Source organism: Phormidium sp. CCY1219 (genome assembly GCF_035615515.1).
Classification (GTDB): Bacteria; Cyanobacteriota; Cyanobacteriia; order Cyanobacteriales; family Laspinemataceae; genus CCY1219.
In genome coordinates, this window is sequence record NZ_JAJENT010000040.1 from 1 (window position 1) to 260 (window position 260).

The 260-nt window shown below is 49.2% G+C and carries 1 pseudogene; it reads left to right on the plus strand.

Features of this window, described 5'->3' with window-relative positions:
- Nucleotides 1-260 (plus strand): annotated as a pseudogene (locus LKK83_RS00345) (photosystem II q(b) protein); the annotation flags it as partial.

Consider the following 260-nt stretch of genomic DNA (forward strand, 5'->3'; position numbering starts at 1 on the left):
TCTCAAAACTACGGTTACAAATTCGGACAAGAGGAAGAAACCTACAACATCGTTGCAGCCCACGGCTACTTCGGTCGCTTAATCTTCCAATACGCTTCTTTCAACAACAGCCGCAGCTTGCACTTCTTCTTAGCAGCTTGGCCTGTTGTGGGCATCTGGTTTACCGCTTTGGGTATTTCCACGATGGCGTTTAACCTGAATGGGTTCAACTTCAACCAGTCCATCATCGACTCTCAAGGTCGCGTGGTGAACACCTGGGC